Raw genomic sequence first — 14,035 nt, 5'->3', positions numbered from 1 at the left:
TCACTCATCCACTCATTCAAAATTCTACCTACCAGTAGCTGGACCGGCGGCAGCGGTTGGGGCACCTAACGTAATTTTAGCGCCGGGCCGCAGTTTTTGCGTTCCTTCTACCACTACTTTGTCGCCGGCTTTTAAACCTTCGCGGATTACTACCTTATCGGCCACTCTACTACCCAAAGCCACTTTGTTCTGAATAACCGAATCTCCCTGGATAACATAGGCATAAAACTCACCCATCTGCTCTGTAATTGCCTTGTTTGGAATAACCAACTGTTCTCCAATATCGGCGTTTCGTACTCGTAAAACGGCAATCATGCCGGGAATTAACTGGCGCTCCTTATTGGGAAAGCCTACCCGCACGGTTATGGTACCCGTCTGTGGGTTGATAGCACGGTCAATCGCCTGGATTTTACCCGGATACGGATAAACGCTGCCATCTGTAAATTGAATGGTAAAAGTAGAATCAGCAGCGGATTTATTTCGTAACCGGATAAAACGCGGCACCTCACTTTCATTAATTACAATATCCACGGCAATAGGATTATCCGCCGAAATAGTATTAATAAGCGTGGTTCCTGGCGAAACCTGCGAACCTACTTTAACTTGGGCAATGCCAATCCGGCCACTCATAGGAGCGGTAATAATAGAATACCGTAAATTAGTTGACGCTCCGGAAACACCCGCCTGAGCCGCCGCTACTTGCGCCTCGGCCGTACCTAATTCAGCACGCGCGTAATCTACCCGTTGCCGGGCTACCGCATCTTGCTTCGCTAAATTCTCGTAGCGTTCTGCATCTTGCCGGGCTCTTTCCAGGTTAGCCTGAGCACTCCGTAAATTTGCCTGCGCTTGGTTATAAGTAGCCTGGTACTGGGTGCGGTCAATTTCGTACAGTTTCTGGCCTTTCGTTACCATTTGTCCGTCTTGCACATACATGTTTGTAATATAACCGGCTACTTGCGGGCGAAGCTCTACTTCGTTTAAAGCTACTACGGTTCCGGGGTAGGTATCGGTACCTACTACCTTTTCCTGCGCTACGGTATAAGCATTAACCGGCACTGGGGCGTTCAGGGGATTAGGTTGACCCGCATTTTGAGATTTGTTGCAAGCCGCCAGCCCAACCGTAAACATAATGCCAGTTGCCAAAGAAAATAAATTGCTATTCATGATAAGTTTCAGAATGTTTACTTGAGAATTAGTTTACATTAATTGTTCCCTGAGCACGCTGTAAGTCTAATTTACTGGCGAGCAACCGATAAAGCGAATTGAAGTAATTCAGCTGGGTAGTACGTAAATCAGTTTCGGCGGTAATTACTTCCAGGTAGGTTTTAATACCTTCGTCGTACTGTAGTTTAATAATACGGTATACATCTTCGGCTACTGCCACGTTACTTTTGGTAGTATTATACTCATTCAGATCACTTTTATAATTGGCCAGAGCCTCTTGGTATTCGGTATTAATTATATTTTTGGTATTCGCTATTCCTACCTCTAACCGCTGATTTTGCAATTGAGCCCGGCGTAAGTTTTGAATACGACGGGTACCTTGGAAAATAGGTAAGCCCACACTTAACCCAACTAATGAATTAGGAAAAGTCTGTTTAAATACTTCCGAGAATTCATTGTTCTGATTAACAATATTGTAGTTTAAAAAAGCGGAAACAGTTGGTAAAAAGCCCCATCGGTAGTAGGTAACATTCAAATTTTGCAGTTGTTTTTGCGTTTGCAGTTGCTGAAATTCTACCCGGTTAGCAAAATTTAGCGCTTCGGTGGTATCTGCCAGAATATTTTGTTCCATCTTATTACGCTCAAAAGCTAATTGCAAACCAGTTTCGGGCTGATAACCCAATAACTCTTTCAGGAAAGCAGTTTTGGATTTAATGGACTCTTGAGTTCTTTTCCGGTCGCTAAGGGTATTCCGCAGCGAAATAGTTGCCCGCTGATAGTCGGTTTTATCTACGATGCCGTTTTCATATTGTGCCAGAGCATCTTTTTGTTGCTTTTCTTGTCTCACTATAGCTTCGGCCAGAATACGTAGCTGCTCCTGGGTAAGCAGAATATCGTAAAAAGCCTTACTTACATTTACTACCGTGCTTATTTTTACGTTCTGCGTATTTTGATCGTCTTGTAACCGAATAAACCGGGCTGCCCGCGATGCCAGCAATACGTCGTTGCTGTATAAAGTTTGGTTAGCTTGTAACTGCAGCGTAGAGGTATTCGCTACCCCAATCGTGCGCGGAGTAGGTACCCCGGCATCATTCGGGAAGAAGGTAACCGGCATTTTTAAGTAATGCTGAAAATTATACTGCGCATTTAACTGGGGCATCCAACCCGCCAAACCAATGTTAATCTCCCGCTCGCCTATTTCTTCATCAATGAGCGCCTGCTGTACTGCCGGCTGATTTTTAAGCGCTAATTCGATGCATTGCTCCAGGGTAAGTCCATTAGCTGTGTTTGGGGTGTTTACCTGCGCTAATAAGTTTAAAGGAGCGAACAAGCATCCCAATGCCACCCGGCATGCCCACCATTTTATTTTTTTCATAAAGCTTTTTGCCGATTTAAGTAATCTTTAATCATACTTTTTACTACTTTTTTACCCTGCATTGCTTTACAAGCAATAGGTATTAGTTAAATTTTAATCCTTTACAATTCCATCCCAAACCATATCTACTACCTGTTTCAATTCTTCGTCGCTTAAAGGGAGCCGGTTATTCAGCTTTACCTTGGCGGCCGTAATGACACTGCTGTGCACCATAGTACCCATAAGTTTATAATTCATTGGTTTCAAAATTCCGGTATCAATTCCCGTTTTTACAAATTGGGTGATAATATTCTGGCAGCGATCATTACCATTTTGGGGGCACCGATGGATGTAAGGCGAATTCACAAACTGCTCAATAAAGTATAAAGCGTCCGGATGTTGGGTATAAAACTCCCATTGGTGGGTCCAGAAAGCGCTAAACCGATCTTTAAAATTTTTATTCTCATCGTCGCCCTCCAAAATGGCATTAGCCATTATTTCCCGGATATAAGCATGCAGGTCCATTATAAGAGTATCTTTCGAATCAAAATAATGGTAAATAGTACCGGCTGCTACTCCCGAGTTTTTAATGAGCATGCTCATGGTAGTACCATGAAACCCATTTTCCCGGACAAGCGCCAAAGTGGTGGCGAAGATTATTTTCTTTTTATCGGTAATTTGTTCCACCTGCTATCTTCTCATTTCTTCAACCGAACGAACGTTCATTCGGGAGGGCGCAAAACTAACAGGAGTTTTAACTTTTACCTAATTATTTTTATTAATTTTTATTAGAATTAATAAATCCTTGATAAACTTTCAACAATAAATAAATTTTACTAGCAAACGACAAGCAGTTGAGAGGTGTTCTTCTTAAACAAATAAGCTTCTACTTAGTTTAACCTTATTAAGGTGCTGAGTTAATACAATAAATAGTTGTAGTACTCTTAATTCTAAAATGAGTAGCAAACGGCTGTTTTTTTAATCTAATAGCAGGGATATTCTTTTTTAATAATTGTGTTATTCTCTCTGCACGAGTATTTTGTTACGTTTCTATTTTAAATAATGAAATCTTATTCCGTATAATTAATACACCACTTTTCCATTTTACATGTCTTTCTGGTCCAGAATAAAAAATTTTACTCGTTTAACCAGTGCTAAATCTGCGGATAAATCGCCTTTAAGCTTAAAAGAGCGGGTAAATGCGCTGAAAAATATACCGGCTTTTTTAAAACTGATCTGGCAAACCAATGCTGCTCTGGCAGCGGGCAACATTTTTTTACGGCTTATTCGTTCGGCTATTCCGCTAGCGACTTTATACATTGCCAAGCTCATTATCGACGAAGTAATCCGGATTACCCAGTCTCCGGATGATGTAAACACTTCCTACCTCCTCTCGCTGGTAGCACTGGAATTTGGCCTGGCTATTTTTTCGGATATTCTAAACCGGGGCACCGCTTTACTCGACAGTTTGCTGGGAGATTTATTTGCCAATAAAAGCTCCGTAGAACTAATGAAACACGCTGCCACCTTAGACATGGCACAGTTTGAAGATTCGGTGTTTTACGATAAACTGGAACGCGCCCGACGTCAGACTTTGAGCCGGACCATTTTAATGTCGCAGGTTTTGGGGCAGATGCAAGATATTATAACCATGGGATTTCTGGCCGTTGGCTTAATTGCTTTTAATCCGTGGTTAATTTTACTGTTGCTAGTGGCCGTAATTCCAGCGTTTCTAGGAGAATCGCATTTTAACGAACGAAGCTATTCACTCGTGCACAGCTGGACACCCGAACGCCGCGAACTTGATTACCTGCGTTTAACCGGAGCCAGCGACGAAACGGCCAAAGAAATTAAAATTTTCGGGCTAGCCGATTTTCTCATTAACCGGTTTCAAGAACTTTCTGATAAATTCTATAACGACAATAAAAAACTAGCTTTAAGAAGAGCCGCCTGGGGCAGTGTTTTTGCTGCTCTGGGTAGTATTGGCTATTACGGTGCTTACTTGTATATTATTTACCAAACCATCAATGGCCAGATTAGTATTGGGCAGCTAACTTTTTTATCCGGTTCGTTTGCGCGGTTACGGGGTCTGCTGGAAGGTATTTTAAACCGGTTTTCCAGCATTGCCGAAGGAGCTTTGTATCTTCAGGATTTTTTCGATTTCTTCCAATTAACGCCACACATTAAAACGAACCCACAATCCCGGCCTTTTCCCCAACCTATCCGGCACGGGTTTACCTTTGATAATGTCGGCTTTAAATACGCTAACTCACCGGATAAATGGGCCATCCGGCATTTGAACTTTACTCTCGCGGCCGGCGAAAAACTGGCTCTGGTGGGGGAAAACGGGGCCGGTAAAACTACCCTGGTTAAATTACTGGCTCGCCTCTATGACCCCAGCGAAGGTCGCATTTTACTTGACGGTTACGATTTACGCGAATATAATCCGGAAGATTTACGCAAAGAAATTGGGGTGATATTTCAAGATTTTGTCCGGTTTCAAATGACCGCTTCAAACAATATTGCCGTAGGTCGGATTGAGGAAAAAGAAAATCTTTCTCGTATTCAAACATCGGCAGCTCAAAGCCTGGCCGATTCGGTTATTCAGAAATTACCCGGGGGTTACGACCAGATGATTGGTCGTCGCTTTGCCAAAGGAGTAGAATTATCGGGTGGTGAATGGCAGAAGATGGCACTGGGCCGGGCTTACATGCGCAATGCCCAACTACTTATTCTGGACGAACCAACCGCCGCCTTGGATGCCCGTGCCGAACACGAAGTATTTCAGCGTTTTGCCGAATTAACGCATGGTAAAACTGCCGTGCTTATTTCCCACCGATTCTCTACGGTACGCATGGCCGATCGCATTTTAGTTATTGAAAACGGACAACTTCTGGAAATTGGCTCTCACATTGAATTACTGGCAAAAGATGGCCGTTATGCCGAATTGTTCCGGCTCCAAGCCAAAGGATACCAGTAAGTAGTTGTAAGTTACAGATTAGAAGTTACAGATTAGAAGTTACAGATTAGAAGTTACAGGTTACAAGTTGCAAGCTTTGCCAAGCCGTATTTTTTGGCGTTAATATTAGATTGAGCAATTATTAGTAATAAAAACAAAGTAAGAACACAGCTTTTTCTTTTTGCGGATGATTTTCTGTTAAATCAACCCTATTTGGATTAAAACTGATTTAACCTGATTTTACCGGAATAATAGTTTCAAGAAGAGTTAAGATTAACAATTTATAAAGATCTACGAATCTACCTTCCAGGTGAAAATTGCTGAAAGTTTCCTGATTTTTTTGGTATTCGCTGGTTAACCTTTCCTGATTATGGATATTAATCAATGTAGAGTTTAAACTGTAAATAGCCATGGAAACAATAAATGCACCTGAATATTTAAGAAGAGAACGTGTTTTTGGCGAGTACGAGCAGGAGCGTTTTGTTTATAACGAAAGAGGCGAATCCATACCTTTAACTAAATTACTAGAAGATTATCATCAGAAGAAGCTGTTAGAATTAACGAGAAATTTAAACCACATTATCCATTAACTTTTAAGGTTCTTAAAACTATTCGGTACGGGATTACTTTAAATTTATACTTATACGCGCAACTTTATGTATCTGAACTATTTGATAATAGCAAGTTGCGGTAGCCTGAGAGTCGCCTAGCCTATATAAATGCTTTTACAACCTTAAGTTAGTCTTACATATTTTATTAAAATCATTAATTTGGTGCGTGATCCACCTTGTCTCCACTTCCATTTATAACCTTTACCGCAATGCCTTTGGCGGCTTATCGCGGGCGGCCTGGATGCTGGCTTTGGTTATGTTTATTAACCGATGCGGGGCAATGGTATTGCCCTTCCTTAGCGTTTATCTCACCGAGACTCTGCATTTTACGGTGCAACAGGTGGGTTTTACGCTAAGTTTATTTGGTTTAGGATCTATGTTCGGTTCGTTTCTGGGTGGTTGGCTTACCGATAAGTTTGGCCATTTTTGGGTTCAGATAATTAGTTTAATGTTAGGCGGCAGCTTTTTCTTTTTACTTCTAACTTTGAAAACATTTATCTCCTTTGCCACAGGTGTTTTTGTACTTAGTTTAATTACCGAGTGTCTACGACCAGCTAATTCAGCCTCCGTTAGTTTTTACACCAACAACACTAATATTACCCGTGCATTTTCCCTGAACCGGATGGCGGTTAACCTGGGCTTTTCTATTGGTCCCGCTCTGGGAGGTTTATTGGCTACTTATTCGTTTCAGTGGTTGTTTATTGCCGATGGATGTAGCAGTCTGGCTGCCGGGCTATTTTTTTACTTTTACTTTCGCCATCGTTCGGGTAGGAGAGCAGTTTCAACAATAAAGTCAAAAGCAGTTGTTTTAGCACCAAATAAGTTGCCTTACCGCGACACAAAATTTATTTTATATGCTTTATTGAGTTGCTGCTTTGGAATAGTTTTCTTCCAGTTTTTTTCAAATTTGCCTCTGTACTACCGACAAGTATACTTTTTACCCGGAACAACTATTGGAATACTTTTCGCTCTTAACGGACTGGTCGTTTTTTCTTTAGAAATGGTATTAGTCTACCTCATTGGTAAACGCTACCAGTTAACACATCTAATTAGTGCGGGTACCTTATTGGCCGGCTTTTCTTTTATCCTGTTTATCTGGTTTCAAGGTATATGGGTATTGTACCTGGCCATGTTTATATTAAGTATAGCCGAAATTTTAGCCATGCCATTTATGGCAACTGTACCGGTGCTGCAATCCCAATCAGATAACCGCGGAGCTTATATGGGTATGTTTACTTTATCGTATTCCGTTGCTTTTGTAGTAGGGCCTTACCTGGGCTCCAGTTTAATTACCCACTTTGGCTTTTCGGGGCTGTGGTGGTTTACCGGAGCTTTGGCTTCTTTAGCTGCTCTTGGCTTCTGGAGATTAGTACCCATGATGGAAAAAGCAGAAAAGGAACATTAACAGCTTTCTGATCTATTGCCTTATATTTCTTTTAACTTGTATAAATAAAAACACCGCAGAACATCTGCGGTGTTTTTATTTATACAAGTTAAAAGAAATTATTGATTCTTATTTTAGTAAGTTCTTTTTCTTAACTATACGTGTTCTTTAAAGTATTCTAAAGTACGTTTTAAGCCTTCTGCCCGCGAAACTTTCGGTTCCCAACCGAGAATCTCTTTCGCTTTCGTTATGTCCGGTCGACGCTTCTGTGGATCATCTTTTGGTAAAGGCTGGTATCCTAAGTTGAGCGGCACTCCGGTAATATTACAAATCTCTTCGGCAAACTCTTTAATAGTAATTTCATCAGGGTTGCCAATGTTAACCGGTAAAGGATAATCACTAAGCAGTAAACGGTAAATGCCTTCAATTAAATCATCTACGTAGCAGAAAGAACGCGTTTGTGAACCATCGCCAAAAATAGACAACTCTTCCCCCCGTAAAGCCTGCGTAATAAAAGCCGGCAATACACGACCATCATCCAGGCGCATGCGCGGGCCATACGTATTAAATATCCGGACAATGCGGGTTTCCAAACCGTGGTGCATGTGGTACGCCATTGTCATAGCTTCCTGGAAACGCTTTGCTTCGTCGTAACAACCACGGGGTCCCACGGGGTTTACGTGCCCCCAGTATTCTTCTACCTGCGGGTGAACTTCCGGATCGCCGTATACTTCCGAAGTGGAAGCAATCAACATCCGGGCATCTTTTCCTTTGGCTAAACCCAACAGATTATGCGTACCCAAAGACCCTACTTTCAGGGTCTGAATAGGAATACGCAAATAATCGATAGGACTTGCCGGAGAGGCAAAATGTAAGATGTAATCCAAATGACCGGGCACGTGCACGTATTTGGATACGTCGTGATGATAAAATTCAAATTGTTCGAGCTTAAACAAATGCTCGATGTTGCGCAAATCACCGGTGATAAGGTTATCCATGGCAATAACATGGTAACCTTCCCGGATAAAGCGGTCGCAGAGATGCGAGCCTAAGAAGCCGGCTCCGCCGGTAATAAGTACGCGTTTTCTAGTCATTAATAATTTAGACGGTTGCTACATCGTGAAGATTAGTCTTCACGCCGATGCAATAATACGCAAATCCTGCTTCCTGGATCTCTTTGGCTTCATAAATATTTCTACCGTCAAAAATTACTTTATCATTCATTAACTTGCCTAAAACTTTCAGATTAGGAGTACGGAACTCAGGCCATTCGGTAATAATTAACAAAGCATCGGCATCAATCAGGGCATCGTGCTGATCTTTAGCAAAAACAATAGTATCACCTAAAGTATGTTTTGCTTCGTTCATAGCCACTGGATCGTAAGCCCGTACGTTGGCACCCGCTGCTAATAACTTTTCAATAATAACTAAAGACGGCGCTTCACGCATGTCGTCGGTTTTTGGCTTAAAGGAAAGTCCCCATAAGGCAAACGTTTTACCGGCAAGTTCACCACCAAAATGCTCCAACACTTTGTTAAATAATACTGATTTTTGGTTTTCGTTAACGGATTCTACTGCTTTTAAAATCTGCATGCTATACCCATTTTCAGATGCAGTTTTAATTAATGCTTTCACATCTTTCGGGAAGCAAGAACCACCGTAACCAATACCTGGGTAAATAAATTTATTACCAATCCGGGGATCGCTACCAATACCTTTGCGCACCATATTCACATCAGCACCCATAATTTCGCAAAGGTTAGCGATATCGTTCATAAAGGAAATTTTAGTAGCCAGCATAGAGTTAGCGGCATATTTAGTCATTTCAGCGGAAGGTACGTCCATGAAAATAATCGGGTGACCATTCAATAAGAAAGGCTTGTACAGACGGCGCATTACTTCTTCAGCACGAGCAGACTCAACACCAACTACAATACGATCTGGTTTCAGGAAGTCTTCGATAGCAGCTCCTTCTTTTAGGAACTCAGGGTTAGAAGCCACATCAAACTCCTCATAAGAATTGCGTAAAGCTAATTCTTCGGTGATAGCAGCTTTAACTTTAATAGCTGTACCAACTGGTACTGTACTTTTGGTTACTACTACAATGTAATTGTTCATGTATTTACCGATGCTCCGGGCAACAGCTAATACATATTTTAAATCAGCGCTGCCATCTTCGCCGGGAGGGGTTCCAACAGCAATAAATGCTACGTCAGCGTCCTGAATGCTGGCTTCAATGTCGTTTGAAAACTGCAGACGGCCTTGAGCGGTGTTCCGTAACACCATTTCTTCTAATCCTGGCTCATAGATTGGTAAGATACCTTTCTTCAGGTTTTCAATTTTTTTAACGTCAATGTCAATACAGGTAACATCCATGCCCACTTCGGCCAGACAGGTTCCAGTAACCAGGCCTACGTAGCCTGTTCCTACAACTGCAATTTTCATATTATTTTAAGTTATTAGTTAGAAATTTTTGGTTATACAAGATTTTAAGATATAAAATTACTAATTATTTTTGAATGAAAGAAAAAAGATGAAAAACGATATTCTTTGTAAAAAATTTTACATTTAGATAATATGATAGTGATAAATTTTAATAAGCTAAACGATATATTTATTATAAACAGTTCATTACTAATTACTAATACATTATCTAGACATTATTAAAAAGGAATTTTTATATATTTGCCAGTCTTTACAATTATTGTTCCGATTTTTATAAAAAAGTTTGATAAGTGTTAAAAATCTGCAATTATTTAATAAAATAATTTAAAACAAGATACAGGAAGGTAACTTCAGCCGGAAACTAGGGGATAATTGTTAATTTTAGCAGAAGTTAGAACGCTACTTTTGTTTTTTAGGTAAAAAACAAAAGTAGCGTTCTAACTTCTCTACAAAAGAAATCAACTTACATCATCCATTTTTTCCACCAGTGCTGAAACACTATCAACGCCCAAATGCGGGCATGAACGTCCTCCGGGTTTGATGAAAATAACTTAGCTTTCAATTTCCGGATTTCATTTACGCTAAAAATATCTTGGGAATGAATAAAATCATCGGAAAGTAACTCGTTTGTAATCAATGGCTGGAGTTCGTTTCGGAACCATTTAAGTAAAGGCACTTCAAAACCGTGTTTGGGTCGTTTGTACAGTTCGGCAGGTAATAGAGGTCGGAAGGCGTCCTGCACAATCCTTTTCTTTATATCAGCATCTATTTTAGACGATTGAGGCAACGTGAAAGCAAAATTCACCACTTTGTAATCCAGAAAAGGAGTGCGAACTTCCAGACTATTAGCCATCGACATTAAATCTACTTTCGTTAGCATGTCGTTGGGTAATACCAGTTGCATATCCGTGTAAAGCACTTCATTTAAGTCACCTTCCTGATGGATATGTTCCAGAATATGTTTTTTCCGTTTTTTGTAGATGTTTTTAGAAAGAGCCCGACGGATACGTTTACTTAATAAAAGATTAGCTTCCTCTTCGTCAGCAAGAGTGGCCCAATTGTAATACCGGTCCTTGGCGGACACCAGCATTCCTTCGGAAAAGCGCTTAAATTGGCGTACCCGGTTACCCAAGGCAGAGTTGCGCGACTTGGGCAATACATCCCAGAGGGGTCCTAAGAAAGTAACGACTTCGGCTACAAAGCCTCCTTTTCTTACTTTAAAATCGCCCAGGTGCTTGTTGTACCCAGCAAACAACTCATCGGCACCATCTCCGGACAAAGCCACGGTAACTTTTTCGCGGGTGCGTTTACTTAAAATATATACTGCCAGTGCGGATGAATCGGCAAAGGGCTCATCGGTATAATTTAATACGTCGAATAGATGATCGTATAAATCCTGATTGGTAAGCGAAAATACCGTGTGGTTGGTCTTATACTTATCGGCTACTAATTGCGCGTATCGGGTTTCGTCAAAAAATGGCTCGTCTTTATAACCAATAGAAAAAGTATTTAAATGCTGCGTATGCCGGGAGGCTAAAGCCACAATTACCGACGAATCAATGCCGCCGCTAAGAAAAGCGCCCAAAGGAACATCGGCAATCAAGCGACGCTGTACAGCATCATCGAGTAAATTAACCAGCTTTTTCTGTTGTTCTTCGTACGACAAGTCGTTTTTACGGGCTTTTTTCCGGTCGTAAGGAATGCGGTACCAGGCTTTTTTTAGAACCCGGTTTTTCTTGATATATAAGTAGTGCCCTGGCTCCAGTTTTTTTACTCCTTTAAATATAGAGGCCGGTCCGGGAATATAATTGAACTGCAAATATTGGTACAACGATACAAAATCAATCTTTCGCTGAATACCAAAAGCCAGCATGGCTTTCATTTCGGAGGCAAATAACAATTGATCTTCGTCTTTGTAAACCAACAACGGCTTTACGCCCATACGGTCACGAGCAATAAACAAGGAATCTTCTTCTTTATCGTAGATAGCAAAAGCAAAAAAACCATTTAGTCTTTTTAAGAAATCTTTGCCTTCGGTGATATAAAGCTTCAATAATACTTCGGTATCCGTTCCTGAAAAGAAAGTGTAGCCATTATTAATCAGCTTCCTTTTTAACTCCAGAAAATTAAATATTTCACCATTAAATACGATAGTATAACGTCCTGATTCGTCTACCATAGGCTGGTCCCCGTCTGAGCTTAAATCCAGGATGGATAAGCGCCGGTGCCCTAAGCCTACTTTATCGTACACATATTGACCTTGAGAATCTGGTCCCCGGCTTGCAATGGCATCCGTTGAATTCTTTAATTTTATAATTGACTCGCGTCCTTTGTCGCTGAAAGCATATACTCCTGATATTCCGCACATGAGGCAAAATTACTAGATATCCCGAAACTATTTAACTCAACCCTCACCTTATTATATGGCATCCGGCACGCTAACGCCACAACCTAGCTTAAATAGATTAGTATCTAACTGGTAAAAACAGGTTTTGCTAATGGTTATGAACGAAGAATTATAACCCGGAAGAATAATACGGTAAAATTAAAGTGTTGCTGGTTAAATAGTATAGATGCACCATATTGTTTATGGCTTCAAACGCTTAATGCTTCTTTCGGGTTCCGCATCTTTTTACTAAACAAAAAGGCCTAAAGCAATTCTTTGGCGTATTGGTTTTTACGCGAGGGTAGTTCATTTATAGAATACTTTGCTGTTAGTATCCTAAAATTTTATCTGATTTTTCGAGCCTTGTTTTACAAAAATAAGATAATTTTTTCCTATCATTAATTAAATTAAACATACTTCATTGAAAAACAAAAGGTAAGCAATTGGTTTATAAACGTTTATTTTATACACATACTATTCCACAATTGTCTTAAATTATCGTGGATAAATTTTAAAGAAGGATTCGTTTCTTTGCACTGCCGGAATTTTTATTTTTACCCCTATCGCTAAACGTGTCGGGCTATGTTGCGGAGAGAATTATTTAAATTATACATTACTATTTTATTAGGCACTTTACTGGCTATGGCTTCCTGTCGTTCCGCCAGGCAAACCGTTAGCTTTGGCCGGCGACCGTCGGGTATGGCCGTAGATACCAGCCAGCGCTTACTGGAAAAAGCATTTCTAAAAAAATCCCGCAAGCTAGAGCGCATTGCCCGCCGTATGGAGCGCCGGAATGCTCGTTTAGCTAAAACCCGAATAGACAGGAAAGTATCTAAAGTAATTCAAGTGGCTCGTTCTTACCGGGGTACCCCTTATCGTTTTGGCGGCACTACCCGCATCGGCATGGATTGTTCCGGCCTGCTTTGTACTTCTTTTAAAACTATTAATGTAACCCTACCCCGCAACTCTACCGATCAGAGTAAGTTTGGCCGCCCGGTACGAGAACGCGAGATTCGAGAAGGGGATTTAGTTTTCTTTGGCGCCAGCAAATTCAGCAATCGAATTACGCACGTAGGTATGGTAACCGACGTAAAAAGTAAAGACCAGATAATGTTTATTCATGCCTCTTCCAGTTTGGGAGTAATTGAAGATAATTTATACTCGCGCTATTACCAGAAAATTTTTATAAAAGCCGTACGGCCTAAAATTTAAATTCTTATTCATTATCCAAAATCCTTTTCTTTTATTAAAGCAACTCTGCAACAAAGCTTGTCTTATAGTAAAGATTAAACCCAAAGTTCTTGCTTTGATTTCAGTTTGTAGAATTACTTTCGAATAACTGCTCCATAAAAGATACGGAACCCACTTTGCCCTTTAAGCATCTGAAAAGGTACTGTTATAAAAAAGTGAGAGCCTTTTTTCCTATCTAGAAAAATTGATTCCAAGTAAAGTTTTAGGATAAGCTTTTAAATTATTCTATTCCAACTCATTACATTTTTTTAAAAGGTTTTTGTTATTTATTAATATTTTTTTAACATAAATACCAAAAACTTAAATTAATTTTGTATTACTAAAATAATAAATTTTAGTAAAGAGCTTTATTTTTTAAGGTTTTAAGTTCCTTTATAGATACAATCAACTTAATTCTGGCTAAATACTTAATAACCAATCCTGTAATTAATCGTTTTATTTTCTATCCTACTTAATTTTCTATTTGCTTAAACACACAACA

At 40.2% G+C, this 14,035-nt stretch carries 10 protein-coding genes; 4 read left to right on the top strand and 6 right to left on the bottom strand.

Going from position 1 to position 14,035, the window contains the following annotated elements:
* Positions 1–24: 24 nt before the first annotated feature.
* The 3 genes from AHMF7605_RS23570 to AHMF7605_RS23560 form a co-directional block, all read right to left on the bottom strand.
* Positions 25–1,164: an efflux RND transporter periplasmic adaptor subunit gene (locus AHMF7605_RS23570; RefSeq protein WP_106932435.1), complete on the bottom strand. Its 1,140-nt coding sequence runs from the start codon at positions 1,162–1,164 to the stop codon at positions 25–27.
* Between the two features lie 28 nt (positions 1,165–1,192).
* The gene (locus AHMF7605_RS23565; RefSeq protein ID WP_106932434.1) at positions 1,193–2,539 is read right to left on the bottom strand and encodes a TolC family protein; all 1,347 of its coding nucleotides are present in this window, start codon (positions 2,537–2,539) and stop codon (positions 1,193–1,195) included.
* A gap of 93 nt (positions 2,540–2,632) precedes the next feature.
* Complete coding sequence (locus AHMF7605_RS23560) at positions 2,633–3,205, bottom strand: TetR/AcrR family transcriptional regulator (RefSeq protein WP_106932433.1); 573 nt, start codon at positions 3,203–3,205, stop codon at positions 2,633–2,635.
* 421 nt (positions 3,206–3,626) lie between these two features.
* Here AHMF7605_RS23560 and AHMF7605_RS23555 point away from each other — a divergent pair, with 421 nt between their 5' ends.
* The 3 genes from AHMF7605_RS23555 to AHMF7605_RS23540 all read left to right on the top strand — a co-directional run bounded on the left by AHMF7605_RS23555 (position 3,627) and on the right by AHMF7605_RS23540 (position 7,493).
* On the top strand, positions 3,627–5,498 hold the full coding sequence (locus AHMF7605_RS23555) for an ABC transporter ATP-binding protein (RefSeq protein WP_106932432.1): 1,872 nt from the start codon (positions 3,627–3,629) through the stop codon (positions 5,496–5,498).
* Between the two features lie 389 nt (positions 5,499–5,887).
* On the top strand, positions 5,888–6,067 hold the full coding sequence (locus tag AHMF7605_RS23545) for a hypothetical protein (protein WP_106932430.1): 180 nt from the start codon (positions 5,888–5,890) through the stop codon (positions 6,065–6,067).
* A 187-nt stretch (positions 6,068–6,254) separates the two neighbouring features.
* Positions 6,255–7,493: an MFS transporter gene (locus AHMF7605_RS23540; RefSeq protein ID WP_233219236.1), complete on the top strand. Its 1,239-nt coding sequence runs from the start codon at positions 6,255–6,257 to the stop codon at positions 7,491–7,493.
* A gap of 134 nt (positions 7,494–7,627) precedes the next feature.
* On the opposite strand, the gene AHMF7605_RS23535 is transcribed toward AHMF7605_RS23540, so the two are convergent.
* The 3 genes from AHMF7605_RS23535 to asnB form a co-directional block, all read right to left on the bottom strand.
* Positions 7,628–8,566 carry a UDP-glucuronic acid decarboxylase family protein gene (locus AHMF7605_RS23535; RefSeq protein ID WP_106932429.1) on the bottom strand — a complete coding sequence of 313 codons (939 nt, stop codon included), beginning with the start codon at positions 8,564–8,566 and terminating at the stop codon, positions 7,628–7,630.
* Positions 8,567–8,573: 7 nt separating this feature from the next.
* On the bottom strand, positions 8,574–9,917 hold the full coding sequence (locus tag AHMF7605_RS23530; RefSeq protein WP_106932428.1) for a UDP-glucose dehydrogenase family protein: 1,344 nt from the start codon (positions 9,915–9,917) through the stop codon (positions 8,574–8,576).
* A 463-nt stretch (positions 9,918–10,380) separates the two neighbouring features.
* Entirely contained in the window at positions 10,381–12,285 is a 1,905-nt protein-coding gene (gene asnB / locus AHMF7605_RS23525; protein ID WP_106932427.1) for an asparagine synthase (glutamine-hydrolyzing), read from the bottom strand.
* A 600-nt stretch (positions 12,286–12,885) separates the two neighbouring features.
* Between asnB and AHMF7605_RS23520 the strand changes: the two genes are divergently transcribed.
* Positions 12,886–13,515, top strand: a complete 630-nt coding sequence (locus tag AHMF7605_RS23520; protein WP_233219235.1) for a C40 family peptidase — start codon at positions 12,886–12,888, stop codon at positions 13,513–13,515.
* The last annotated feature ends 520 nt before the right edge of the window (positions 13,516–14,035 follow it).

The sequence above is a fragment of the Adhaeribacter arboris genome, from assembly GCF_003023845.1.
Classification (GTDB): Bacteria; Bacteroidota; Bacteroidia; order Cytophagales; family Hymenobacteraceae; genus Adhaeribacter; species Adhaeribacter arboris.
Note: the sequence above shows the minus strand (reverse complement) of the source record. Positions and strands in the feature narration are given on the sequence as shown.